At 60.6% G+C, this 24,149-nt stretch carries 23 protein-coding genes, 1 other RNA gene and 2 pseudogenes; 14 read left to right on the top strand and 12 right to left on the bottom strand.

Translation table 11 applies throughout. From position 1 onward, the window contains the following. Positions 1 to 3,302, top strand: a 3,302-nt coding sequence (locus AB1402_05940) for an immunoglobulin-like domain-containing protein (protein ID MEW6541136.1), incomplete at its 5' end; no start/stop codon positions are given. Positions 3,303 to 3,514: 212 nt separating this feature from the next. On the opposite strand, the gene AB1402_05935 is transcribed toward AB1402_05940, so the two are convergent. Both AB1402_05935 and AB1402_05930 read right to left on the bottom strand, forming a co-directional pair. Further along, positions 3,515 to 3,931, bottom strand: coding sequence for a chromate resistance protein ChrB domain-containing protein (locus AB1402_05935; GenBank protein MEW6541135.1), 417 nt, complete (start codon positions 3,929 to 3,931; stop codon positions 3,515 to 3,517). Then, positions 3,928 to 4,416, bottom strand: a complete 489-nt coding sequence (locus tag AB1402_05930) for a Chromate resistance protein ChrB (GenBank protein MEW6541134.1) — start codon at positions 4,414 to 4,416, stop codon at positions 3,928 to 3,930. Before AB1402_05930 ends, AB1402_05935 begins: the two co-directional genes overlap by 4 nt. Positions 4,417 to 4,707: 291 nt before the next feature. Between AB1402_05930 and AB1402_05925 the strand changes: the two genes are divergently transcribed. The 5 genes from AB1402_05925 to AB1402_05905 all read left to right on the top strand — a co-directional run bounded on the left by AB1402_05925 (position 4,708) and on the right by AB1402_05905 (position 10,274). Continuing rightward, positions 4,708 to 5,454, top strand: a complete 747-nt coding sequence (locus AB1402_05925; protein MEW6541133.1) for an HDIG domain-containing metalloprotein — start codon at positions 4,708 to 4,710, stop codon at positions 5,452 to 5,454. Between the two features lie 9 nt (positions 5,455 to 5,463). Beyond that, the gene (locus tag AB1402_05920; protein ID MEW6541132.1) at positions 5,464 to 6,681 is read left to right on the top strand and encodes an MFS transporter; all 1,218 of its coding nucleotides are present in this window, start codon (positions 5,464 to 5,466) and stop codon (positions 6,679 to 6,681) included. 736 nt (positions 6,682 to 7,417) lie between these two features. Then, positions 7,418 to 8,386 carry an Rpn family recombination-promoting nuclease/putative transposase gene (locus tag AB1402_05915; protein MEW6541131.1) on the top strand — a complete coding sequence of 323 codons (969 nt, stop codon included), beginning with the start codon at positions 7,418 to 7,420 and terminating at the stop codon, positions 8,384 to 8,386. 521 nt (positions 8,387 to 8,907) lie between these two features. After that, positions 8,908 to 9,582 carry a thioredoxin-dependent peroxiredoxin gene (gene prxU / locus AB1402_05910; GenBank protein MEW6541130.1) on the top strand — a complete coding sequence of 225 codons (675 nt, stop codon included), beginning with the start codon at positions 8,908 to 8,910 and terminating at the stop codon, positions 9,580 to 9,582. Between the two features lie 356 nt (positions 9,583 to 9,938). Beyond that, positions 9,939 to 10,274: a hypothetical protein gene (locus AB1402_05905; GenBank protein ID MEW6541129.1), complete on the top strand. Its 336-nt coding sequence runs from the start codon at positions 9,939 to 9,941 to the stop codon at positions 10,272 to 10,274. Between the two features lie 102 nt (positions 10,275 to 10,376). Here AB1402_05905 and AB1402_05900 read toward each other — a convergent pair whose 3' ends face one another. Both AB1402_05900 and AB1402_05895 read right to left on the bottom strand, forming a co-directional pair. Next, positions 10,377 to 11,045 (bottom strand): hypothetical protein, encoded by a 669-nt coding sequence (locus AB1402_05900; protein MEW6541128.1) that lies wholly within the window; start codon positions 11,043 to 11,045, stop codon positions 10,377 to 10,379. Between the two features lie 48 nt (positions 11,046 to 11,093). Further along, on the bottom strand, positions 11,094 to 11,579 hold the full coding sequence (locus AB1402_05895) for a rubredoxin-like domain-containing protein (protein ID MEW6541127.1): 486 nt from the start codon (positions 11,577 to 11,579) through the stop codon (positions 11,094 to 11,096). A gap of 293 nt (positions 11,580 to 11,872) precedes the next feature. Between AB1402_05895 and AB1402_05890 the strand changes: the two genes are divergently transcribed. From AB1402_05890 to rnpB, 3 genes are all read left to right on the top strand, one after another. Then, a complete protein-coding gene (locus AB1402_05890) occupies positions 11,873 to 12,580 on the top strand; it encodes a class I SAM-dependent methyltransferase (protein MEW6541126.1) in 708 nt (235 codons plus the stop codon). Beyond that, positions 12,571 to 13,359 (top strand): Nif3-like dinuclear metal center hexameric protein, encoded by a 789-nt coding sequence (locus tag AB1402_05885; GenBank protein MEW6541125.1) that lies wholly within the window; start codon positions 12,571 to 12,573, stop codon positions 13,357 to 13,359. Before AB1402_05890 ends, AB1402_05885 begins: the two co-directional genes overlap by 10 nt. 79 nt (positions 13,360 to 13,438) lie before the next feature. Then, an RNA gene (gene rnpB, locus AB1402_05880) (RNase P RNA component class A) lies at positions 13,439 to 13,848 on the top strand. A gap of 95 nt (positions 13,849 to 13,943) precedes the next feature. Here rnpB and AB1402_05875 read toward each other — a convergent pair. Further along, a complete protein-coding gene (locus AB1402_05875) occupies positions 13,944 to 14,744 on the bottom strand; it encodes an aldo/keto reductase (GenBank protein MEW6541124.1) in 801 nt (266 codons plus the stop codon). A 389-nt stretch (positions 14,745 to 15,133) separates the two neighbouring features. Between AB1402_05875 and AB1402_05870 the strand changes: the two genes are divergently transcribed. Further along, complete coding sequence (locus tag AB1402_05870; protein MEW6541123.1) at positions 15,134 to 15,301, top strand: hypothetical protein; 168 nt, start codon at positions 15,134 to 15,136, stop codon at positions 15,299 to 15,301. A 140-nt stretch (positions 15,302 to 15,441) separates the two neighbouring features. On the opposite strand, the gene AB1402_05865 is transcribed toward AB1402_05870, so the two are convergent. Beyond that, complete coding sequence (locus AB1402_05865; GenBank protein MEW6541122.1) at positions 15,442 to 16,080, bottom strand: HAD family hydrolase; 639 nt, start codon at positions 16,078 to 16,080, stop codon at positions 15,442 to 15,444. Beyond that, positions 16,077 to 16,748 (bottom strand): YkgJ family cysteine cluster protein, encoded by a 672-nt coding sequence (locus tag AB1402_05860; GenBank protein ID MEW6541121.1) that lies wholly within the window; start codon positions 16,746 to 16,748, stop codon positions 16,077 to 16,079. The genes AB1402_05865 and AB1402_05860 overlap by 4 nt, the downstream gene beginning before the upstream one ends. A gap of 274 nt (positions 16,749 to 17,022) precedes the next feature. Here AB1402_05860 and htpX point away from each other — a divergent pair, with 274 nt between their 5' ends. Then, positions 17,023 to 17,910 carry a protease HtpX gene (gene htpX / locus AB1402_05855; GenBank protein MEW6541120.1) on the top strand — a complete coding sequence of 296 codons (888 nt, stop codon included), beginning with the start codon at positions 17,023 to 17,025 and terminating at the stop codon, positions 17,908 to 17,910. Positions 17,911 to 18,094: 184 nt separating this feature from the next. Here the strand turns inward: htpX and AB1402_05850 are convergent, their stop codons facing one another. From AB1402_05850 to AB1402_05840, 3 genes are all read right to left on the bottom strand, one after another. Beyond that, on the bottom strand, positions 18,095 to 18,289 hold the full coding sequence (locus tag AB1402_05850) for a hypothetical protein (GenBank protein ID MEW6541119.1): 195 nt from the start codon (positions 18,287 to 18,289) through the stop codon (positions 18,095 to 18,097). Positions 18,290 to 18,788: 499 nt separating this feature from the next. After that, positions 18,789 to 20,318, bottom strand: a complete 1,530-nt coding sequence (locus AB1402_05845; protein MEW6541118.1) for a PAS domain S-box protein — start codon at positions 20,316 to 20,318, stop codon at positions 18,789 to 18,791. Positions 20,319 to 20,586: 268 nt separating this feature from the next. Then, entirely contained in the window at positions 20,587 to 20,766 is a 180-nt protein-coding gene (locus AB1402_05840; protein MEW6541117.1) for a hypothetical protein, read from the bottom strand. 255 nt (positions 20,767 to 21,021) lie between these two features. Between AB1402_05840 and AB1402_05835 the strand changes: the two are divergent. The 3 genes and pseudogenes from AB1402_05835 (at position 21,022) to rlmD (ending at position 23,046) form a co-directional block, all read left to right on the top strand. Beyond that, positions 21,022 to 21,297, top strand: a pseudogene (locus AB1402_05835) (ATP-binding cassette domain-containing protein). Positions 21,298 to 21,355: 58 nt separating this feature from the next. After that, a pseudogene (locus AB1402_05830) lies at positions 21,356 to 21,547 on the top strand (ABC transporter permease). A 101-nt stretch (positions 21,548 to 21,648) separates the two neighbouring features. Further along, a complete protein-coding gene (gene rlmD / locus AB1402_05825) occupies positions 21,649 to 23,046 on the top strand; it encodes a 23S rRNA (uracil(1939)-C(5))-methyltransferase RlmD (protein ID MEW6541116.1) in 1,398 nt (465 codons plus the stop codon). Between the two features lie 113 nt (positions 23,047 to 23,159). Here the strand turns inward: rlmD and AB1402_05820 are convergent, their stop codons facing one another. Both AB1402_05820 and AB1402_05815 read right to left on the bottom strand, forming a co-directional pair. Further along, positions 23,160 to 23,582: a HEPN domain-containing protein gene (locus AB1402_05820; GenBank protein MEW6541115.1), complete on the bottom strand. Its 423-nt coding sequence runs from the start codon at positions 23,580 to 23,582 to the stop codon at positions 23,160 to 23,162. Further along, positions 23,566 to 23,916, bottom strand: a complete 351-nt coding sequence (locus AB1402_05815) for a nucleotidyltransferase domain-containing protein (protein MEW6541114.1) — start codon at positions 23,914 to 23,916, stop codon at positions 23,566 to 23,568. Before AB1402_05815 ends, AB1402_05820 begins: the two co-directional genes overlap by 17 nt. Positions 23,917 to 24,149: the final 233 nt, after the last annotated feature.

Genomic DNA, 24,149 nt, shown 5'->3' with positions numbered 1-24,149 from the left:
ACGCCAATAACGGCATAGTACTGGTGAACGCCGGGAGCAACGTGACCATCTCCGGCAACACCATGCGCAACAACGCTCATAGCGGCATTCACATCAACAACAGCAGCCCGGCGATTAGCGTCAACACCAGCCTGGGCAATGCCCACTACGGGCTTTACGTGGCCGGCGACGGCACTAGGCTGCCCACCTCCATTGCCAACAATACCTTAAACGGCAACACCATCGGCCCCATCGGCCTGGCGGCACCCTGTTCGGGGGTAACGGTGGATGCTAACAACATCTTTGACGGCCCGTTGCATGTGGAAGGCGGCACCATCAATGCTAATGTCAGTTGGGATAACAACCGGGTCTATTTCCTGCGGGGGAACATCACCGTGGCCGCCGGCAGGACCCTGACCGTTACGGCGGGGCGCGTGGTCAAATTCGCCCAGAACACCGGCCTGCATGTGAACGGCATCCTCTTGGCTCGGGGTACTGCTGCCGCCCCCATCTACTTCACCGACTACCGGGACGACGCGGCGGGCGGTGACACCAACGGCGACGGTTCGACCACCGTCCCGGCCGCCGGGTGGTGGATCGGGATCGAGATCCGCAACAACGGGGCCGCCACCCTGGACCACACGGTGATCCGCTACGGCGGGGCGGTGATTTGGTGGGACGCGCCCTTTTACACGGGCCGCCACGTCGGCAACCTCTATAAGACCGGGGCAGGCACACTCACCCTGACCAACTCGGTTTTAAGCAACAGCGCCTCCCACGCCCTGCGCCTGTGGGACACCGGCGCCGTCCACACGGTTAGCGGCAACACCTTCGAGCATAACGCCAGCCACGGCATCCTCCTGGAGTACGCCGGGAGCAACGTGACCATCTCCGGCAACACCATGCGCAACAACGCTCATAGCGGCATTCACCTCCGCGACAGCAACCCGGCGGTCACAAAGAATACCATCTCTAACAACCCAATCGGTGTTTACTGCGAGAATAACGCTAACCCGGTCATCGGCGGCGCCGCTGGTCAAGGCAATGACATCACCGGAAACGCCAACTTCGGAGTACAGAACATCAGCTCGTCAGTTACGGTAAACGCCAAATACAACTTCTGGGGTGCGGCGTCCGGCCCGCGACACGCGACCAACCCGTTGGGAACCGGGGACAGGGTGAGCGACCACGTGGACTTTTCCAGCTACCTCAAAGTCTCCGCCTTTATTTCGGTGCCGTTCATAGAGGTAAGCCCTGGTGGTCACAACTTCGGCGATATTTTCGTGGACAATACATCGTCCGCGCGAAGCTTCACCATTACCAACAACGGCACGGCTAACCTTATTGTTGGGGCGATAGTGATAACCGGCCTTGACGCCGGCCAATTCGGCATTCAAAACGACCAGGCTTCCGGACAAACGCTGACACCGGGACACAGCGCTTCGCTGGAGGTTGTTTTCTCTCCCACTTCCGCTGGTGCCAAGAGCGCTTTGTTAAGGATACCATCAAACGACCCTGCCAACAGCCAGCTAGATGTACCACTTTCCGGCACAGGGGTGCTCAGCGACGCCCAGGCCGTGGGGGCGGACAAAACGGCACTGACCTTTGACGATATTAAGGGAGCGAATACGGCGGCCGACAGCATCACGAGCGACCTGACCCTGCCGGGAAGCGGTGCGAACGGGACCACCTTCGCGTGGCTGAGCAGCGACACCTCCGTAATCGGCAATGACGGCAAGGTAACGCGTCCTTCCCACACCCAGGGCGATAAGCAAATCACCCTGACCGCCACCATCAGCAAGGGAACGGCCGGCGACACCAAGGCCTTTGCCCTCACGGTCAAAGCGCTGGCGCAGACCGACGCGGAAGCCGTGGCGGCGGGCAAAGCGGCGCTGACCTTCGACATTATCAAGGGAGCGAATCCGGCACCCGACAATATCACCAGCGACCTGACCCTGCCGGCAAGCGGTGCCGGCGGGACCACCGTCACCTGGCAGAGCAGCGACACCTCCGTAATCGCTATTGACGGTAAAGTGACGCGGCCCTCCCACACCCAGGGCGACAAGCAACTCACCCTGACCGCCACCATCAGCAAGGGGACGGCCGGCGACACCAAGGCCTTTACCCTCACGGTCAAAGCGCAGGCGCCCGCGCCGGTGCCAGGCGGCTGGGACGATGTAACCCCTGCCGTGCCGCCTGTTGTGCCGCTTGTTGTGCCGCCTGCCGCCCCGGCTGTTACCGCGCCGGACGTCCAGAGAGCAACGGGCGCGACCTTTACGGAGGACTTTTCCGCCGAGGAAGCCGAACAGGGCGTGACGGTAGACGCCGGCGCTCTTGAGGGAATGCGGGATCTTGGCCGCGAAGTGCGGATCAATACCCCGCAAGCCGCGGTTGTTCTCCCGCCCCGTCTGGCGCAAGCCCTCCTGGAACAAGATGCCGGCAGCATGATTGTCATTAGCGTTACTCCGGGCGTGGGTGATTTGCCGCCATCTCCGGCGCACCTCCGGCCGGCCGGCGCGGATGTGGAGGTTAGCGCCCGCGTAAAACGGGGTGACCGCGAAGTGAACCTGGAAGGAGAACGCCACCTGATTTTGCCTTACGACCCGCAGCGGGTGCAGAACCCATCCCGCCTGGGGATCTACCGGTGGGAGAAAGAAAAGTGGCGCTATGTGGGGGGCAGGGCGGACACCGCCACCAACACCGTCCGGGTCAGACTCACGGGCTTTTCCCGCTACGCCGTGTTTGAAGAGGCGCGTGCCTTCAGCGACCTGGCGGGCCATTGGGCGATAAACGATATCCAGATTCTGAGCGCACGGTATATTGTGGGCGGCCTGCCCGGCGGCAGCTTCGCCCCGGACAGAACCGTCACCCGGGCGGAGTTCGCCGCCATGGTGGTCAATGCCCTGGAGTTCGCCGGGCACAAAGCACAGGACGCGGCAGGAAAAACCTTCACGGACATACCTTCTGGCGCCTGGTACGCCAAAGCGGTGAGTACCGCCGCAGCGGCGGGGCTCGTGGGCGGTTACGCGGACGGAACCTTCGGGCCGGAAAGGAGCGTCACCCGTGAGGAGGCCGCGGTTCTGACGGTCAGGCTCCTTAAGCGCCTGGGCGTCGAGGTGCCCCCGGCGCCGGAAAGCATCCTGGAATCCTACCGCGATGCCGGTGCAGTGGGCGCTTGGGCGCGCGCCACAATGGCCGCGGCGGTGCAAACCGGGATCATCGGCGGAACCCCGGAAGGAAAGCTTGCTCCCGCCGACAGGCTCACCCGGGCGCAGGCCGCGGTGTTGCTCAAGCGGGCGCTGGCGAAGGCGGATCTGCTGTAAACCCCTGCCGCTAAACAATGGCGGTTCGCCGAACGCCGAACAGGGTCACTGAACCTCATGGACAATAATCAGTTGGAGTTTCCAGATCCGGAAAAGTATTTGCACCCACCTGTAGCGGATGCAGGTGGGTGAACAGTCCGGGGACGGTTCTCTGACTGGCAATATATTACATTTTGGAGGCGCATGCCCGGTTATTTTTTGCCGCCTATTTCCTACAGTTCATCCGAGAGCTGACGGTACAAGGCATCCATAACGACAAACCCGGTTTCGAGGGCTTTGAAATCGTCGCCCGTCACTTTGCGCAGCCCGCGGAAGATGAGGTCCACACCGGCGGCCTCCGGCGGGGGCAATAGGTCGTGGACGGTGTCGGCGGCGTCAATGACGGCTCCCAGCCGGTCCAGCACCGGGTCTTTGAGCTCGTACTCCTTTAGGATGGTGCAAAAAGTGCAGTGGCCCCGCCGGTGGGTGAGCCGCACCCCCGGCACGTCGAAAGGAGTGCCGTCTGCCTCGCTGATGCGCTCTCCCTTCCTGATGAACCGGAACTCGGCCTCCGGGTCGATGAACCGGGCGATGAGCCAGGCGCTGGAAATCCGGTCCACGCCCACGTTTTCCCAGGTGACCCACTTCATTCGTTTTCCTCCTTCTTCCCCGACAACGCGGCCGCCTTGTTTTCAATGGCCCTTTGGACCTCGGACGAGAGCGGCGACTTCAGGTAGTCCTGGGTCTTTATCCGGCCGAAGAGCGCCCACTGGTCCCGCAGTTGTTCCAGATCGTCAATCTCGTCCACCCTGGCCATCACGCTCCGGTACTGCTCGTTAACCTTTTCCAGAAAATACTCCTTGATGCGCTCGTCCTGAAAAGGTTTCAGGCTTCTCACCGCCCACAGCGCAACCTCGCCCCCCATTTCAACGATTTCCTCGCCCAGCCACTCAAAGTGTTCCAGGGTCCTCTCCGAGTAAGGGAGGATAAAAACCGAATCCTGCGGCGAGTATACCCCCAGCCGATTCAGCTTTCTCCAGATCGCCAGTTTCTTGGCGCTGGTTCTCGACTTGGGAAGCTGGTAGACCATCATGATCCACTCCACGTTGATCCCTTTCTCCGCCTCGGAACGCACGAACAGCAACCGGAGGGAGCCGGGCTGCGGCCGGGGCTTCCACGGCGGGCGAAATTTCTTGTAACCGTGGTTGCACTTTATTATAAGTATGGCCACCGCCCCGCGTCAATCGGCGCCAAATCAATCCGCAGGCGAGGGGGGCGGCCGGGAAATTTGGAAGACTAAAAAAATCGCCTCTTGACAGCCGCCACCTCGCGGGCTAAGATGTAACCATGGTTACAGTGTAACCTTGGTTACCCGCAGCGATGCGCGCCAGGCCAAACAAATTTATTTTTTGGAGAGTGAAAAACGATGCCGCCATTTGAAGAACACGTGAAAACCAGCCTGAAGCGAACCGGCAAGGATTACCGGATGCTGCACGAATGGCTGGACCTGGACCGGGAATTCAAAGCCGAAAGGCACAGCCTGCCGAACCTTAAGCCCAACCTCGACTTCGTGCGCACCGCCTGGGGTGAGGAAGGAGTGGCCGAGTTTCTCCACCACGTGGTGGAAGACAAGGCCGGGCCGGATCTGGCCGCCCTGCGCGGGGCCGGGTGCCCCGAGGAGGCGGTGGAACACAGTATGGCCGTGGCCCGCAAGGCCCTGGAAATCGCCGCCCGCACCGGCCTGGACCTGGACATGGCCCTGGTGTTCAAGGGCGCGCTCTATCACGATCTGGGCAAGGCCAAAACCTACGGTATCGAGCATGGTGAACTGGGTGCCGCCATAGCCCTGGAACTCGGCCTGGACGAGGCCGTGGTCGCCATCATCCGCAAGCACATCCGCGGCGGGCTGACCACTGCCGAAGCGGCGGAGCTGGGCCTGCCGGCCCTGGATTACACGCTCGGCACGCCGGAAGAAAAGATTGTCATTTACGCCGACCGCCTGGCCGACATCATTTGCGACCCCGCCGGCATCGTGTCCGGCGAACAGGACGCCGAAGACCGTTTCGAAGAGATCCTGCGGACCTATCCTAAGTACGGCAAGAACATCGCGACGACCGGGCGGTACCTGGATATGCACCGGGAAATACGGGCCTGGACGGCTGGTGGCGAGTAGGGCGCGCCGGTGAACGCCCGATTGGTCTGGTTCTTCAGCCTTTGCGGCTTTGCGGCCATTTTCAGCTCCACCCTGTCCAAGACCCCGACGCTGCCTTTGTTCGCCTCCCACCTGGGCGCCAACGACGCCCAGGTGGGATTGATTGCCGCGGCCTCAACCATACCGGGCCTTTTTGTGAGTTACCTGGCCGGGGCTTTGGCGGACCGCTACTCCTGGAAAAAGATTCTGCTGGTGTCGCTGTTGGTGTTTGTTACGGCCCCGCTCCTGTATTTATGGGTGTACGAACCCTGGCAACTGGCGGCGGCGCGGTTTTATCACGGGGTGGCCACCGCCGCCTTTGCCCCGGTGGCGCTGGCGGCCGTCGCCGCCGCCGGCGGCGCCCGCCGGGGCGAGATGCTGGCGGTCTTCACCTCCTCCACCATGGCGGGCCGGGCGCTGGCCCCTTTCTTGGGCGGTTTGCTGCTGGCCTCCTGGGGATTTGAAAGCGTTTTTCTGCTTTGCGCCGCCGCCGGGCTGGCGGCCTTGGCGCTGGGGACCATGCTGCGCGACGGTCAAGAAGGACGAGGCGGGAAAGAGGTTGTCAAAGGACGAGGTGAGAAAGAGGCTGCCGCCGCCGGAAACGAGGGGCTCTTCGAAGTTCTCCGGTCCCTGCTGCAAAACCGCGGTTTTCTGATGGTGGGCGGCGTGGAAGCGGCGGTCTTTTTCGCCTACGGGGCCTTTGAGGTCATGTTCCCGCTGTTCGCCCGGCACCTGGGCCTGCCCGTATGGCAGATCGGGGCCGTCATGGGCATACAACTCGCGGGCGTCATCTTCCTGAAACCGGTCTTCGGCCGAGTGTCCGACCGGGTGGGCAGAATCCCGTTGATTTTGGCGGGCCTGGCCTTGAGCGCCCTTTCCGCCGCCGCCGTTCCCATTTGGTGCACCCTTTACGGATTTGTCCTGCTGAGCTTCGGTTTCGGCTTGGGGTTCGCCCTGGTCACCTCCGGCACAAGGCCCCTGGCGGCCGAACTGGTGGAAAGCGGGAAACGAGGCGCTGCCCTGGGCGGTTTGGCCACCATGATGGACATCGGGCAGGTTCTTGGTCCGCCGGCGGCGGGGCTGGCCGCTCTAATCGCCGGCTACCGGGCCGCTTTCGGACTGGTGGCCGTCCTGCCGGCCGCCGCTCTCCTGCTGAGCCTTTATTTTGTGCACAAGCACAAATCCTTCCAGACGGCCTCACGCGCCTAAAACGCCGGCTGCGGCGGCGCAAACCGGTCCTGCACGACACTCCCTACCGAAAGAGCAGTTCAGCAGCCAAGTTTGGATTACGGCCCGAGCCGGCGACGACTCCATCGTCGAGATGCACCAAGTGGCTGGATGGACCGGGGAGCGATGGAACATGTCATGATTATCTTATATGTGAAGAGATGACTGCGTACGGATATATGCGGTTCCTTACACTGGCTTTTGGAGCGGGGCTGGTGTTCCTGTTTGGTGTATGTCTTCTGGTATATGCGAGAAGCCTGGCCGTATTTTATTCTCTAAGCTGTACGCGCAATGCGCCGGCCCCGTGCTACATATTTCCTGCTGGCAGCCTAGGGGGATAGGAGGCACGCTGGCTGGCGCGGCCTTGTCCCACCTGACTATGGTCGTAGCAGCACTACCCATTATGCCGGTACTTCTGTCCTTGGTCGTTGCCTTGCCGTTACAGCTTTTCCTGGCGAAACGGACCCTCAGACGTCTGCGAATTTCGGCGGGATAGGGTGGTTACATTGCTGACACTACTTAAGAGACTGTTATCGGCAACGGCGAGTGCAGTGGCCCTTGTGGCAATGACAGTGGGTGCCTTCGCTGTAGTCATGTGCATTACCGTCAATACCGCCGGCTAGGTAGAGATTCGGCAAATGCGCGAAGAGTGGGGCGAAACATCTATTTACCGGAAACCAGGGATGGTGTAAAATACAGTTACCTGAAGGAGAGGGGGTTGCTCTTGGACAAAGCGGGCGAAAAAAACCGGGAGCAAGTCCGGCGCGACAAGCACGACGAGTTGTTCAAGCAGCTGCTGGAGACCTTCTTCTACGAATTCATCAACCTGTTTTTCCCGCAGGTCGGTCGGCTTATGGATCCAGACCACCTGGAATTCCGGCCTCAGGAAATCATCACCGACGTATTGGACAAGGAAAAGCACGTGGTGGACATCCTGGTGGAGACCCGGCTCAAGGACGAAGAGGGCCTGATCCTGGTGCACGTGGAAAACCAATCCCAGCGGGTGCCGGACTACAACCGGATGATGTTCAAGTACTTCGCCCGGTTGCATGAAAAGCACCAGCGAAAAATTCTGCCCATCGCCGTTTACGCCCATGATGCCGGAGTGGAAGAGGAAGACCGCTTCCGGATCAGCTTCTCCTTTCTGGACGTTTTGGAATTCCGCTTCTTCAAGGTCCAGCTCCGGAAAGAATCTTGGCGGGACTACATTGGGAGCAACAATCCGGTGGCCGCCGCCCTGCTCAGCAAAATGAACTTCAGTGCGGAGGAAAAAGTGAGCGTCAAGATCGAATTTGCCCGCATGCTGGCCAACATGCGCCTGGACCTGGTCCGGAACACCCTGCTGACCGCTTTTTTCGAGACCTATCTCCGCTTGGACGAGGCGGAGGAACAAAAATACCGCGAACGCCTGCCCCGAGAACTCAAACCCGAGGAGGTGCGAAATTTTATGGAAATCACCACTTCTTATCATCAGCAAGGCCGGGAGGAAGGCATCAAGGAAGGCATCAAAGAGGGCATCAAGGAGGGCATCAAAGAGGGCATCAAAGAGGGCAAGAGGGAGGTCGCTTTGGCGGCCTTGAAAAAAGGCCTCGCCCTGGAGGACATCATGGAGATTACCGGCTTGGACCGGGAAAATCTGCTGGAAATCCAAAAAGATTCCGCAGCAGCCGGTAGCGGCGATCAGTAACTCACCTGTACGGGAGGCGTTGCGCGTGGGCATCGATCAGCCGTAAGGAATGCAGGAGACAATACAAACCCTTATGGGCTTGCTTCAAGGGTGTCTCCGTCGAGGCCCTTGGTGCCTATTTTGGTGCCCACTGGCCAACCAAGCCAACCTAACCTGACCGCACATAGCACCGCAAAGCTGCTAAATTCAAGGATCGTTGGTGTTCAACCAAGTGTCTCAAGAGCTCCAAAATGCAGGGACAACCGCCTTACAAGCAGGGGGTCGCTGGTTCAAATCCAGCATCGCCCACCAATAACAACCCGCGAAGCCTCCAAGAATAAAGGTTTTTGCGGTTTTTTTGTTTTCGCCGCTGGACAGATAAAAATGGCAGATGGCAAATTTAACAAAAATTAAACAATAATTAACACAAAGAAACGGCCCACCGACTTGACAACAAGTGTCTTTCTGCATTAAGTACTAATTGGAGGTGGTACAAGATGGCAGACCCGAAGGATCAGTGCGTCGCCCCGGCAAAGGGGCCCATGACGGCGCAGACCGACAACGTGCCCGAGGCCGGCCCGGGTACCGGCCCGCAGGCTGTGAAGGAGGTGCCGCAAGTGCTGGCACGCGTAGGTAAACCGGCCCCTGACTTTGAGGCTCACGCATACCTGGACGGGGGGTTTCAAAACGTCAAGCTTTCAGACTACAGGGGCTCGTGGGTGGTGCTTTGCTTCTATCCCGGTGACTTCACCTTCGTTTGACCCACCGAATTGGCGGCCGTGGCCGCCCGTCACGACGAGATCAAGGCGCTGGGGGTACATGTCCTGGCCATGAGCACGGATAGCCGTTTCGTGCACAAGATCTGGCAGGAAGAGGAACTCTCCAAGATGGTACCCGGCGGCGTGCCATTCCCTATGCTCACCGACGCCGGCGGCCGGATCGGGACAGTGTACGGCGTGTACGACCACGAAGCCGGCGTGGATATTCGGGGCCGGTTCCTGATTGACCCGGACGGCGTCATCCAGGCTATGGAGATGCTGACCCCGCCGGTGGGCCGTAACGTGTCGGAGTTCATCCGGCAGGTGCAGGCTTACCAACACGTGCGCGCCACCGGCGAAGCCACCCCGTCGGGCTGGCAACCCGGCAAAATCACGCTCAAACCCGGCCCGAACCTGGTGGGCAAAGTTTGGGAAATCTGGAAACCCGGGCAGGAATAAACAATAGCATTCAAATCGTTGATACCCCGATAACAACCTCGGCGACGATAAGAGCGATTTACAGTGGTTCCAGGATGCCAGTAGCGGCCGGATACACATTTCCAGTATTCGAACCCGGAATAGCCACCTACTTATGCGGGCCGGGTGAGTCAGATACCCGGCTCTTCTTTGTTCCGCCCGGCCGTGAGCCGCGGAATTACCAGGTCACCGGTCAGCCTTCCCGGATAATCTCGGCGGCGATGTGTCCCGCCAGGGCGGCGATGGTGAACGCGGGTTTGTTGCCGGATGGGGCGGACAACGATGAATACCCCGGACACTCGGCGAATAGTAATGTCTGCAAAAAGGAGGGGGTGTGCATGCCCAACGAGTTCGTGACCGCCGACTACTTGGCAAGCTTTTCGGGGATGGTCATCGTCCTGGCCCTGATCGTCCAGTTCACCAAGAGCCTGGTCAAACGGCGGTACGCCGACGAGGCCGTCCGGGCCTACACCTTCGGGTGGGCGCTCGTGCTGGTGCTGCTGATGTTCTGGCAGCAGGGTCTTCTGGCCGGTTCGGTTGGGGAAATCGCCGCGAACATTTTCCTGGCCTTCATTAACGCCATCATCGTCTCCCTGGCGGCTTTTGGCGGCTACGCGGTGCTCTCGGACCCCAGGGCCGAGAAGAGTTCCGGCGGCCGGCCTTCTCCCCGGTAGGCCGCCGGGCGGCGCGGCGGGCAAGGGGAAAAAGGTCAATCCCGTCCGCACAGGCGGGGTTTTCCACTGCCGGTGGGCAGGACACTTGCTCCGGGAAGCTGACTAGTCAGCGCTGATTTCCGTATGCGGCGCTCCGGGGTTGAGCTTGGGTCCGCGGCCCGCCGTGGTCTTTTTGGGCAGCAGACGCAGAAGTTCTTCCCTGGTGGATTCCGCCTGCTCCAGGGCTTCTGCGGTGACTGTGCCCAGGTACTGCACGATGCCCATCTTTCGCTCCAGCCACAGTTCCGCCGTTTCTCCCGGCGCTAGGGGCAGCCAGGCTTGGCTGCTCTTGATCTCCAAGACCAGGCGGTCCAGCCGCCGGTAGGTCTCCAGAATGGAGTGCACCGCCCGGCCTTCCAGGAAACCGAGCATGCCGTTGGCCATTATCCCGTTGAACACATTGAAGCGCAGGCGCCCCGCAACCCCTTCCAGCAGCGAGTAGAACGTGCGCAGGGCGGCGGGTTCGTAGGGGGCGGCGTCCCTGCTCAGACCCGCGTTCAAAGCGGCGAGTTCCCGGAGCAGGTCGGTGTTGTGGGTGAGCTCGACGTTCAGCGCCAGGAGATACATATCCCGGGTGTGCCGGTTGGACTTGCGCTCGTGCCGCCGTTGCACGGACAGAGAGAGCAGAAAGCCGGCCAGCACTCCGAAAAAGGTGGCCGCCAGGTGGCGGTGGAAGTACGCGTCACCGAGCACGCCCAGTACGTATTGAAAGAACTCCTTCACGGTCTCCACCGGAGCATTTGGCCTCCTTGTGAGTTTATGACTCTTATGGCCTCGGATCTATTCCCCAAAAAGTCGTTGGCGCAAGTTTCGGAGCACGTTCCCGTGGCGGCGCTCCGCGGCGGCGACGCGTTCCAGGAAGAGGGCGGTCTCGGTATCCCCGGCCTTGCGCGCGGCCCCGGCGAGCCCGGACAGGTTTGCGGCGGTTGCCTCCTCGTGCCGCAGAAGCAGGCGGAGATTGTCGGCGCTGCCACCCGGCGGTTGCCGCCGGTTCAGCCATTCAGCGGCGTGCCGGGCCTTGTCCCGGCCTATTCGGTACAGCGCGGCGGCAATCTCGGGGTAGCCCTCCTCCTCGGCCCGGAGCGCGTAGGCCAGGTACAGGACGCCGTTATTCAAGTGGTCCAGCCAGTCCACGTTCGCCATGACTTGGTTATCCCCGGTGCGGAGCGTCAACCCCCGGAACTTGTCCTCCGCGGCCCCGCACAAGGGGCAGCGCATCGGAGGCGACTCACCCGGGACAATATAACCACAGACCAGACACTGCATGTACTGCAAGTCGGCTCCCTCCCCTGTGCATACTCATTCTATCAGACCGCTTGCCGTTTGTCCGAGGAAGGTGCGAACGGAGCGTCAGCCCAGCACGAATTTTCAGGACTGACGCATGGCCTTTATAACGAGAGCCATATCAAGGTTTCCAGGGGCTGGTGCGAGATAATTTCCCCCGAGTTGCGGCTATTTTTTACGCGTCAGTCCGGCGTGCATTTTCCCCTGGTTGACAGGTTATGGGCCGCCGAGTATAATTTGCCGGGTACTCTAAAACCGCGGGAGGTTGGAAGCAGGTGGCCGCACGGATGATGATCGAGCTGCCGGCGCGGCTCCAGGCCGTCGCCGATTATATTCCGCCCGGGAAGACGGTGGCCGACATCGGTACCGACCATGCCCTGCTGCCCGTCTACCTGGTGGGCTGGGGGGTGGCGCCGCGGGTGATCGCGGTGGAGAAGGCGCCCGGTCCCCTGGACGCTGCCCGGCAGGCGGTGGCCGCAAGTGACCTGGGCGAGTTTATCGACGTCCGGGCCGGGGACGGGCTGGCGCCGGTCGCCCCCGGAGAGGCCGAGGTGGTGGTGCTCGCCGGGATGGGCGGGCGGAATATCGCCGCCATCCTGGGCGCGTCCCCGGAGGTATTGGGAACGGTCGAGACTCTGGTGCTGCAGCCCCAAGAGCCGGTGACCCCGGCCCGCCGCTGGCTGATCGAAAACGGCTTCCGGATTGCGGCCGAGACCCTCGTCCCGGACGCCGGGCGGCTCTACCCGGTGATCTGGGCCGAAAAAGGGCGTTCCGAGCCGGTGGACGATCTCCTGCTGGAGGTCGGTCCCGACCTGGTAGCGCGTAAGCACCCGTTCTTGCCGCGCTATTTGGCCGTGATCAGGGCGCGCTACGAAAAGATGCTGGACGGGCTGGAGAAAAGCGGCCGCGAAGAACTGGACCAGCGCCGGGCCGCCGCCGGAGCCCGGCTGGAACAACTGGAGGCGTTGGAGAAATGCCTTTAAAGTGCCAAACGATTGTCACCTTCGTGGAGGAAATGGCCCCGCGCGCCCTGGCGCTGGAGGGGGACAACACCGGCTGGCAGGTGGGGGACCCCGAAAGTCCGGTGGAGGCCGTTCTCCTGGCCCTGGACGCGGACGACCGGGTCGTGGACGAGGCGGTGGCGCTGGGGGCCGGGCTGATCGTCGCCCACCACCCCCTGATCTTCAGGCCGGTGCGCAGCGTGCGCCTGGACCTGCCCGGCGGGGCGCTCCTCGCCCGGCTGATCCGCGCCGGGATCGGCGTGTACGCCGCCCACACCAGCCTGGACGCCGCCGAGCAGGGGGTGAACGCGGTGCTGGCCGAGCGGTTGGGGTTGACCGGCTTCCGGGTGCTGGACGAGGAGGGTGGGCTGGGGCGGGTCGGGCGCCTGCCGGAAGCGCTGCCCTTCGACGTTTTCGCCGGGCGGGTGAAAGCGGTGCTCGGCGTCCCGTCCGTCCGGGTGGGCGGCCCGCGGGACCGGATGGTATCCAAAGTCGCCCTTTGCGGTGGTTCGGGCGGCGACCTGTGGGGCAAGGCGGCCTTCGCCGGCGCCGATGTGTTCGTGACCGGCGATCTAAAATATCACACCGCGCGGGACATCCTGGCCGCCGGTATGAACTTCGTCGATCCGGGCCATTATCCCAGCGAACGGATCATCCTGGAGCCCCTGCGGGACCACCTGGCCGGGCGCTGCCGGGCCGCCGGCGCCGACGTGCGTTTCGCCGTCGCCCGAACCCACCAGGATCCGTTCGGAAACCTTTAGAACAACGGCCACGGCCGGCCGGGCTGAAAACCGCTGTTTTTCTTGATTTTTGACGCTCCGAATGGTATCATGTCTTTGGCGAGTAAACCAGATGATCGCGGGTACCGCTTGGTATTCGAGGAAAGTCCGAGCTCCGCAGGGCAGGGTGCTGGGTAATTCCCAGTGGGGGCGACCCCAAGGAAAGTGCCACAGAAATGTGTACCGCCGTGCGTCGGAGCCGGTCGCCGGAGGTTTGGAATCGGCAAACGCCGAGACGGACTTCCTGAGACCGGCGGCCGGTACGGTAAGGGTGGAACGGTGCGGTAAGAGCGCACCAGCGGTCAGGCGACTGGCCGGCTAGGTAAACCCCACCTGGAGCAAGACCAAATAGGGGGACGATGGAGCGGCCCGCTCCGTCCCCGGGTTAGGTCGCTAGAGGCGTCCGGGCGACCGGCGTCCCAGATAGATGATCATCCACGACAGAACTCGGCTTACAGGTTTACTCGCCACAAAAACCCGCCAGTTTCAAGGGCTGGCGGGTTTCGCTTTGCGAAGGAGACAGGCGCCAGGCACTAAAAGGCGTGGATTATCCGGTGGGCGCTTTCCTACCACTGGTGTTTGAAAAAGTTTATTTCCCGCTGGTACGGCTCGGTCAGTTCTTCCATCTGTTTCATCCGCTCTATTGAAAACGGCCGGAAAGTGCGGGCGATACGGACGTTTTCCTCCAATTCCTCCAGGGTGGAAACTCCAACGATAGCCGTGCTCACCGGGTAGGTCAGCACATACCCCAAGGCCTGTTCCATGGAGACGCCTCCCCCCTCCCGGAAAATTCGTCCGTAGGCCGCCACCTTCATGGCGACCACACCCATGTCTTTCCGTCGGGCAAGTGGGAGGACATTTTCGGCAAAGGAATCATCATGCACATCGCCGGCATTCAAGGCAACAAGCACACAGTCAAAATCATACTCTTCCAGGGCCTGCAAGAGGACGGCACAATTCTTGTGGCTGGTTATCCCGGTGAATTTTGCGACCCCGCCTTCTTTCAGCTCCTCCATGGCCTTGATGGCTCCCTGCGCGCCGAATAGCCGCCTTAAGTCTTGATGGGAATGTACCGCGTGAAGCTGATACAGGTCCAGGTAATCGGTTTGCAGCCTTTTTAGGCTCTGCTCAAACAGTTGCATGGTCCCGTCGCGGGTTCGGTCCAGCGTTTTGCCGGCCAGGTATGCTTCGTTCCGCCGGTACCGCATCACCTGGCCGATATTGCTCTCGCTGTTGCCGTAGGTGGGAGCCGTATCGATATAGTTTACACCGAGATCGAGTGCCCGGTTAATGATAGCGGCGGCCTCATTCTGCCGGCCCCGGGCGATGGCGAAGGCACCACCGAGACCGAATATGCTGGTATACAAGCTTGTCCGCCCGAGTTGCCGCCGGGGAATGAGCGGGTCTGGCAGCGCCTCTTTCTTTTCATCCGCGGGAGGAAGTTCTTCCACTTCGCCTGGTTTGTAGGGCTCCGGGAAAACCTTGCATCCCGTCAAACCTGCGGTGGCCGCCACCGTCAACCCTAATTGTATGAATTTGCGCCTATTCATTGGATTCATTAAACGACGCCACCCCCGGGCCGATTCTTTTCTTGTAATTATAAAGGATCAGCCTGAGGTAAGCTCACCCTTCCACTGGGCTGGACGTACAAGGCAGGGGTATTGACACAAGGGCTTGGATTGTTTATATTGGCTAAAAGAGGCCGACGCAAACGGGGCGCCCGAGTTTGTGTTTCGGCTCGAGGAGGGGTTCGGTTATGGTTCCATTGGGGATCGGCATTGTTCTGATGGTCGTGTCCTTTTTTATGTTCGGCGTGTTTAGCACCTACAGTTTCATGGGAATTGTGACGGTAATGACGTTTCTTGTCGGGCTGTTGGCTCTTGGAATCGGGATCAACAGCGCTCTGAGTCAAGAGGAATCATAACTGGCAGAGCGGGGTAAGCCCCGTTCTTTTTTAATCTTGCTGGAACAATCATATCGCCGTAAAGACGGCGGGTCAATCGTTGTGATGCAAATCGGCGCCGCAGCGGCGAAGCGGCCGGCCGCAGACACCGGCGTTCTTCCTCAAAAGACCGGAAGCGCCGCCAGGAACTCAGCCCAGGAGTCCACAATGATGTCGGGGGCGTGTTCGGCCAACCGGTCCCGGCCCGCCACGCCCCACGTCGCGCCGGTGGTGACTACGCCGGCCTCTTTGCCGGCAACGATGTCGTACCAACTGTCGCCGATATAAACCGCGTTCCGGGGCGGCGTGTCCAAAAGGGCGAGGGCCTTGAACACCGGTTCCGGGTCGGGCTTCGGTCTCGTCACGTCATCCGCGGACACAACCGCCTCAATGTGCCGGTCAAGCCGGGTAAGGGCTAAACTCGCCCGGGCGGGGTCGCGGCGCTTGGAGGTCACGACGCCGGTGCGGTAGCCGGCCGACTTCAGGGTTTCCAGCGTTTCCAGCGCCCCCGGAAACGCTCTGGTCAACTCCCTGAACCTCGTCTTCTGGAAGGCCACATACCGTTTCATGAATTCATCCGCCCGGTCCGGCGCGCAGCGGGCGGCGATTTCCCGCAGGGGGAGTCCGATGGTGTGCATTACTGCACCATCCTCCCAAGCCAGGCCGAAGTCCTCGAAAACCCGTTCGAAGGTCCAGCGGATCAAGGGGATCGAATCGATCAACGTTCCGTCAAGGTCAAAAAGCACGGCTCTCAAGGTCAAGACCTGTCCTTCCCCGGCGGATTTCCCGCGGTTCTTTTGTGGATCATAATGCCATGGGAGGCCAGAATCCTGGACAGGGGGCGGCCGAAGATGAAGTATTCATGCTCCGCCCGGAGTCCCATTTCGGTTCTGGCGTATCGGCGGACGGCCAAATCTCTGCGGGCCAGCCGGGTGAGGGCGGCGAGGGTCTTGGTCCGGTCTTCCCCGCGGGAGAGGCCGTCGATCAATACTCGCACTTCATCGGGAGGGCATTCCTTTTCGTGCGCCATGATGACCTGCCGGACCGGGTCCCCGGGATTGATGACGTCGGTGCGCACGATGGTGTGCACGCCGATCACGGCCACCAAATCGGCGGGGTCCCAACATTTCAACAGACGGCATTCCAGGAACCGGTGCTCATAGACCCTACAGGCGGAACTCCTTTCGTCAAAAAGGCAGCAGGACCACCCGTTTCCCTTGCCGCGCACCTTGACGAGTTCGTGTCCGGTCGGCCGCGGGGCGCCCAGGACGGGGTCGAACACCGCCTCGCCCTTCCGGATGGTGACCAGGTGCTCGTACCCGGCATGTCCATTCAGAAGGAGCTTTTTGTCCTCATGATGGAGAGTGGGCCCGCCCTTCAGACAGCACGTGCCGCAACGTATGCAGCTGTCTCTGGGAAAACCGGGCATCTTTCCCGGGCCACCTCCTACCGGCCAAGAACCCGAATGTCAGTGATACTGGAAATCCTCGATACAGGCTCACAGGCTTCACCCTTTGTCCGCCGTTATTGTTCCCTACAAGGATTCTACCATAGAAACATCCGGGCCGGGGTGCGCAACCCTGAAGGCCGGCCGATTTCAGCCGGGTTCCCGCCTGAAAATCCGCTTTTGCGGACTTGAACGGGAACCGGTTATCGGTCATAATAACAAATGACAGACAAACAGGCAGGGGAAAGGAGGTGTTGTGATGAAGCGCATCGGATTATTCCTGCTGGTTAACTTACTGGTGCTGACCACAATCATGATTGTCACCAGTGTGCTCGGTGTGAACCGCTACGTGGAAGGGCAGGGCATCAACTACGCCAGCCTGCTGGTGTTTGCCGCGGTTGTCGGCTTTTCCGGCGCCTTTATCTCTTTGGCGCTCTCCCGGTGGATGGCGAAGCAGATGATGGGGGTGCACGTGCTGGAACCCCGGGGTAACCTCACGGGCCAGGAACGCCGGTTGGTGGAAATGGTGCACGAGATGTCCCGCCGGGCCGGCCTGAAGGTGATGCCCGAAGTGGGGATTTACCAGTCGCCGGAAGTGAACGCTTTTGCCACCGGTCCCACCAGGAACAAAGCCTTGGTGGCCGTTTCGACGGGCCTGCTGGGGCGGATGGACCAGGACGCGGTGGAAGGGGTCATCGCGCACGAGGTGGCCCACGTCGCCAACGGCGACATGGTCACCATGGCCTTGGTCCAGGGTGTGATCAACACCTTTGTGGTGTTCCTGTCCCGGATCATCGCCCACGCCATCGCCAGTACGGTGCGGAGCGAGGTTGCCCACATCGTCCATATCGTGGCCATCATCGTCTTCCAGATCCTGTTCTCGATCCTGGGCAGCATCGCCGTGCTGGCCTTCTCCCGGCACCGGGAGTACCGCGCCGACGGCGGCGGGGCAAAGCTGGCCGGCAAGGAGAAGATGATCCGGGCCCTCACTGCGTTGAAAAAGAACGTGGAGTTGGTGGACACAGAGCAGCAGGTGCTGCAGACCATGAAGATCAGCGGGGGGAAGCCGAAGAGCTCCCTGGCCCAGCTGTTCTCCAGCCATCCCGACCTGGACGACCGGATCCGCCGCCTGCAGCAGATGTAGTCGCGCGCGCAGGGTGATCCGCGTCTTGTTCAAGTGAGAAACCTCCTTGGCCCATTATTCTATCCCGGGCAAGGAGGTTTATTTTCGGGCAACGTCTGAGTCCCAGACTTGTCCACCGGTCTACCCCAAGAAAAACCCTGAGGTGCTCGGGGTTAACGATCCGGCCCAATTGGTGATTCTCCGGTTAGTGCAAGCCGCCGCCTTCTTCGTATTCCTTGGCGTACTTCCCGAGGTCGATACGGAGAAGCATAAACAGGAGATCCGCGATCATGGCACAGGCCAAACCCAATCCGGCCATGGTGACGCAAACCACCAGCCCGAACGAAATGGGCTTGTTGACCGCGAGGTCCGCTGTCCAGGCCCAAAAAGGCTCAAACATATCATAAATCCCTCCTCTCGCCGAACTATGCACGATTGTCGACCCAGTGTAGTGAAGCCATGATACCTCCAAGTCCGAGTTCTACCATCACCTCCAAGACATCCAGCGTCCTACTTAGTCCGCGCGCATCAGTTCACCAGTACCGGATATAAACAATTGATTTGGGGCGAAATCGCCCTGAATGCCAAAATCCAAACCACAATGCACTAACGATTTGTTTCACGTACTGCCGCTAGCTTTCTAATCCATAACTTTAGAACATGTGCCCGAATCAGTTAATATATTATACGCTTGCGAGCAAGCAAACAAAAGCTGGAGCTAGAAAAACTAGGAGTAGATATTACGAATGATTGTCAAATAATGACCGAAAATCACTCCGGATGGCTGCACATGGGAGATTAGCTCCCAAGTTGGCCGCGTTTGCATCGGGGTTGTCCATAGGTTCGCCAAAAAGCGGTTTCTATTGCTGGCTGTTGGCAGGCCGGAATTCGAAATGCGGTCAGGAGGGGAATTTGGTCCCGGGAGGGGCGTTTTTCGGGGAGATATCGGCGGGCGGCTGAAAGCGAACGAAAAAGGTGGTTCCGGCGGGGCCCGTTTCAAAAGTCATCCGGGCGTTATGCTGGGCGGCGATGCTTTCACACACGGCCAGTCCCAGTCCGGTACCCTGTTCCTTGTTGGTCACGAAGGGCCGGGTGATCTTGTCGATGAGTCCGGGTTCGATGCCGGTGCCCTGGTCCCGGACGGCCAGGACCACTTCGCCGCCGTCCAAAGACGTGCCGAGCGTCAGTATCCCCGGAGCCTTCATTGCTTCCAGCCCGTTGCGGGCCAGGTTCAAAATGAGTTGGCGGATTTCGTTCCCGTCCAGTAGCAAGTCCGGCACCTCGGTGAGCTGGACCTGTACCTGCTTGTCCACGGTCAAGGCGTCGGCCTGGATGAGCGGTAGCAGGGACAAGATGATGGTATTGAGGTTCTGGGGTTTTTGGTTCAGCGGCCTGTTCTTCGCCAGGGACAGAAATCCGGTGACGATGGCGCCGGCCCGGTCGAGTTCGGCGGTCATCAGGTCGAGGTGCTTGACGTAACCGGACCACTCCTTCCGCTCCCTGAACATCTGCAGGAATCCCCGTACCGCCGTCAGCGGGTTTCTGATTTCGTGGACTATGCCGGCCGCCATTTCACCAATGACGTTCAGCCGGTCCAGCCGCGCCATTTCGTGTTCCAATTGCTTCCCGGCGGTAACGTCTCTCAGGGAAACCAGGAAACACGGCCGGCCGTTTAGGTCCAGCAATTCCAGGGACAAAAGTCCCACATGCGTGTCACCGGAGTCCGCCTGATAGCGGATCTCGAGGTTGTGCAAGGTCCGGTGCGCAGAAACTTCTCCGGCCACGCGCGCCAGTATAAACGGGCTGAACACAAGGAGTGGTTCCGCGGCTCTGGACCCGATGGCCTCTTCCCGGCGCTTGCCGGTGAGGCGCGACCAGTTTTCGTTCACATCAAGGTAACGGCCTTCGGAGTCAACAATGAACATGACGTCGGGACTTGAATGAAAGATCTTGTAGAACAGTTGTTCGGACGAGCGAAGCGCCTCTTCCATCCGGCGCCGGCCGGCGATTTCCTTTTGCAGTTGCTCATTGACCGCTTGTAGTTGCTCATTGACCGCGGCTAGTTCGGCGGTGTGTGCCTGCACCAGTTCCTCAAGCCGGACCTGGTGGTTCTGGAACTCTTTTTCAGCCCGCTTTCGGTGCGTAATGTTCACTGCGTATTTTAAGGCGCCCCGGATGACACCCTGTTCATCCTTAAACGGATAGGCCCGAATGAACCAGTTTTGCCCATCCGGCGCAGTGGTTTGGGCCTCCTGTATCCCGCCGGTTTGGAGTGCGCTGCGAACCGGGCAGTCCGGGCATTCTTCGCTACGGCGGTGCCATACTTCATAGCAGTAACGACCGACCAGTTCTTCCGGGGCCAGGCCGGCCGAAGCAGCGGCATTTTGGTTGGCCCAGAGCACCTTGAGTTCCAGGTCGTAGTAGACCAAATCTTCAAGAACGCTGTCAAGTAGGGATAATGCTTGCGGGTCAGGCTTGAACCAGGCCGCCCCAACACACCGTTTCGCGTTGTCATCGGCCGATACTCTCGTTTTTGACGGTCTTCCACCTTCAGGCTGATTGCTCATAATGAATGGAAAAGTTCTGCAAAGAATACAATAATCCTTGTTCGCAAACTGTAATAAAATGTCAGGCAGTTTAAAATTGCAGAGGGCCGGTCTGTTTTTGAGACCGGCCCGCCAACGAAGTGGTTCGTGTTCAGGTTTTTGCCGTCGATCTGAAGAGGTCTATGATGCCGAGCACAATGCTGGCCAACCCAAATCCAACCAATCCAGCCCCCCAGATGCCGGCGACAAAGAGCCACCCCACGGCGGCCACAATGACGCCGAGGCCGATAACGATCCAACTGGTGAGACTGCCCCGGATCGATTCTGCCATCCAAGAACACCTCCTTTGGCCTCTAGGATGTCCGCGGGAGGAGAAAAATATGCCAATGTACCGCCAAAATACGTCCGGTTAGCGGATCACGAGCCGGCGTTGACGCCTTCACGGTCCGCGGATTATATTCAAGGAACGGATAGTCTTCAATTTTGACAGCTCCTCACCGCAACATCTTGGGGTTTTAGATTATATTCTAAGGAACGGATAGTCTCCAATCCGGCTCTTGTGTCCGGGAGGGGAAAGAGGGGAAAGATGTCTTTCTGGTTTGAGTTCACCGGGTTGTCGTTCAGCGTGGGGGCCGGGGCCAGGGCCGGGGCCAGGACCGCGGTCTGTTCCGGGGCGGTCCACCGGGGAGGGGTAATGCTGGTGCGCGGCCCCTCGGGAGGGGGCAAAAGCACCCTGCTCCGCGTCCTGGCCCGCCTGCAGCCGGGGACCGGGGGCGACGTCCGGCTGGGAGGCCGCCAATGGCTTACCTTTGCGCCCACGGAGTGGCGCACCGCGGTCTGCTATGTGGCCCAGCAGCCGGCGCTCTTTGAGGGTACGGTTCTGGACAACCTCCGGCGTCCGTTTCAACTGGCCGCGGTCCGGAATGATGACCGGGCAGATCCTGGGCGGCGTCGATCCGCAGGAGGCGGTGCGGTACCAGATCGTGGTCATGCTGATGATCGCGGCTGCGGTGGCCATCGGATGCCTGATCCTGGTGGGAGTGTCCTACCGGCGGATGTTCACCGGTGACGGGGCGCTGAAGCCGGAGCTGCTCCGCAGCCGGGCGGGCTGACCTACCCGGGTGGTGCGGATGGTGGTGCGGATGGCCTTGGCCTAAATGTGGGACCACTAGACCAAGACGATAAGTGCCCGAGCCGTGGGGGTATGGAACCGGTGAGTACTGTTGAAGGGCTGAATGTCGGCGATCACGCCGATATTGATATTACGGGCTTGAGCCACGTGGGCGAGGGGGTCGGCCGGTGGCGGGGGCTGGCCGTCTTTGTGCCCCTGGCGGTTCCGGGGGAACGGGTGCGGGCGGAGATCACCGCGTTGGGCCGGACATTTGCCCGCGGGCGGCTGGTGGAGGTGCTCGAAGGGTCGAGAGCCCGGGTCGAGCCGGAGTGCGGCCTTTTTGGCGACTGTGGGGGCTGCCACCTGCTTCATATGAGCTACCCCGAGCAACTGCGGTGGAAAACCGTGCAGGTGCGGGACGCCCTGACCCGGCTCGGGGGTCTGGGAGAGGCGCCGGTGGCCAACACTCTGGGCATGGACGAGCCCCGGCACTACCGGAACAAGGCGCACTTTCACGTCAGCCGGGAATCGGGGCGCCTGGCCCTGGGCTTTTTGGCCCGCGGTTCGCACCGGGTCATCTGCTTCATTGACGCGAACGGTGGTTCCGGCTGCCTGCTGGTGCAGCCCGACCTGCTGCGGGTGGCGGCCCGCGCCGCCGCGCTGCTGGAAACCCTGCGCGTGCCCCTGTACGATTGGGAAATTCACCGGGGGTACCTGCGCCACCTGTTGCTGCGCCGGGCCGCGGCCACCGTGGAGATCATGTTGGTGCTGGTGACCGGCCGGCAACCCTGGCCGGGGGAGCGGGAGTTCACCGAGCGGCTCACTGCGGAAGAGCCCGGGGTGGTCTCGGTGATCCGCAACGTAAACACCCTGGAAAGCCGGGAACTACTCGGACCCGAAAACCTGGTCCGGGCCGGTAAGCCCGCGATTACCGAACATCTGGGCGGGCTGGTATTTCAAATCGGTCCCGCCTCGTTCTTCCAGGTGAACCCGGAGCAAGCCGAGAAAACATACGAAATCGCGCGCCTGTTTGCCGGATTGACCGGGGAGGAGACCGTGGTGGACGCGTACAGCGGCATGGGCACCATCGCTCTCCTCCTGGCCTCACGGGCCAAGGCCGTGGTCGGGTTCGAAGCCTTGCCGGCGGCGGTGGCCGACGCCCGGGAGAACGCGGTCCGCAACGGCATAGAGAACGTACGGTTCGAACAGGGGGCGGTGGAGGACCTGCTCCCCCAATGGGCGGCCCAGGACCGGCGGGTGGACGTGGCCGTTCTGGACCCGCCGCGCCGGGGGTGCGGACCCGCGGTGCTTGACGCTCTTGGCCGGTTGCGGCCCCGGCGGGTGGTGTATGTGTCTTGCGCTCCGGCCACCCTGGCCCGGGACCTGGGGCGCCTGGCCGAGCTTGGCTTCGATGTGGTGAAGGTTCAACCCGTGGACATGTTTCCCCAGACCAGCCACGTGGAGTGCGTGGTCTTGCTCAAAAGAAGACACAGCCCGTAAAGCCTGGCTGCGCTAGGCCCGCATGTTTGTGGGAGAACTGGGATATGTTCCCGTGGGCGAGGAAATCAAGTCCGAATTACGGTGTAGATTTCCTCAGGCAGATAGATTCTGCTTCATGAAGTCGTTGTCTGCAAATCCAGGCGTTGCCTGACGAACTGTGCGGCTTTACGCGCAAGAGCTACAGCTTCTTGCGCGGCTTTTCCGGTATACACCTTGGCGGGAATGCTGTCGGGAAGTCCGTTGGGATAACGTGTAGGGATATAGTAGCCGTCCAGAATGGCAATTTCATCTCTGAGTTCCGCAAAACCGGAGTCGTATTCCTCCGCCCAGGTTGTCAGCGCGGTGACTGAATGCCCGGTCACCATCTCTTCCCCTTGGGCATAAAGAAATGCCTTCACCGCTTTTTCCGCTGCCTGCTGGGCGATGAAGCATGCCAAATGGAACACCCGATTCTCAAGCAATACCTGCGCACCCCACAAATCAGCCTCCGCCTGCTCCAACCAGCGCAGGCCTTCCTCTTTAGCACTCCGCCTCATAAAGCACTTTCCCCTCCCGCAAAACGGCTTTCAAAAAGGGACTGTTTTCTTTCATCTCCGCAAATTCACCGGGAGTATATACTAGTAAATCGACGGCAATAAGCGGCTTAATTTTTCTATATATGTCGCTAACCCTGGTCGGGAAATCATACTTGCTGTTCATCACTACAACCAGATCCAGGTCGCTGTTTAAACCCACCGCGCCGCGTGCGGAAGAACCGAAGTGGACAATCCTTTCCGCTCCAAGCTCCATTAGTTCCCGCTGGATACGACCGAGTTCACTGCGGAGAAGCTTGATATTCCGCTCCTTGCGCTTCTCCAGAACTTTTCTCATATCTCCCACCTCAGGAATATTATACAACGTAGGGCAGGGAAAGTATACCAGAGCATGGCAAAGAACAAAGGTGGCCCTTTTCGGAGAGGTGTTTTAATTGCTTTTACGGCCTTAGAGCCATGTTAGACAGCCACTCCGCACGCGGTACCACTTTAGGATGAAAATCACCTAAACCGCTACTCTGTATTTTCGGAGTAGTAGTGTGCAACATTATTTTACCCGGACACAGGCGT

This window comes from Bacillota bacterium (assembly GCA_040757205.1).
GTDB lineage: Bacteria > Bacillota > Desulfotomaculia > Desulfotomaculales > Desulforudaceae > Desulforudis.
The sequence above is the reverse complement of the archived record's forward strand: the minus strand, read 5'-3'. Positions and strand labels throughout refer to the sequence as shown.

Bases quoted from the DNA above. Each gene is read 5' to 3' on its own strand.
- AB1402_05905 (MEW6541129.1), top strand. From the start codon at position 9,939: ATGCCCAACGAGTTCGTGACCGCCGACTACTTGGCAAGCTTTTCGGGG.
- AB1402_05850 (MEW6541119.1), bottom strand. From the start codon at position 18,289: ATGTTTGAGCCTTTTTGGGCCTGGACAGCGGACCTCGCGGTCAACAAG.
- AB1402_05820 (MEW6541115.1), bottom strand. From the start codon at position 23,582: ATGAGGCGGAGTGCTAAAGAGGAAGGCCTGCGCTGGTTGGAGCAGGCG.
- AB1402_05925 (MEW6541133.1), top strand. From the start codon at position 4,708: ATGCCGCCATTTGAAGAACACGTGAAAACCAGCCTGAAGCGAACCGGC.
- AB1402_05895 (MEW6541127.1), bottom strand. From the start codon at position 11,579: ATGCAGTGTCTGGTCTGTGGTTATATTGTCCCGGGTGAGTCGCCTCCG.
- AB1402_05885 (MEW6541125.1), top strand. From the start codon at position 12,571: ATGCCTTTAAAGTGCCAAACGATTGTCACCTTCGTGGAGGAAATGGCC.
- AB1402_05815 (MEW6541114.1), bottom strand. From the start codon at position 23,916: ATGAGAAAAGTTCTGGAGAAGCGCAAGGAGCGGAATATCAAGCTTCTC.
- AB1402_05860 (MEW6541121.1), bottom strand. From the start codon at position 16,748: ATGCCCGGTTTTCCCAGAGACAGCTGCATACGTTGCGGCACGTGCTGT.
- AB1402_05840 (MEW6541117.1), bottom strand. From the start codon at position 20,766: ATGGCAGAATCGATCCGGGGCAGTCTCACCAGTTGGATCGTTATCGGC.
- AB1402_05870 (MEW6541123.1), top strand. From the start codon at position 15,134: ATGGTTCCATTGGGGATCGGCATTGTTCTGATGGTCGTGTCCTTTTTT.
- AB1402_05935 (MEW6541135.1), bottom strand. From the start codon at position 3,931: ATGAAGTGGGTCACCTGGGAAAACGTGGGCGTGGACCGGATTTCCAGC.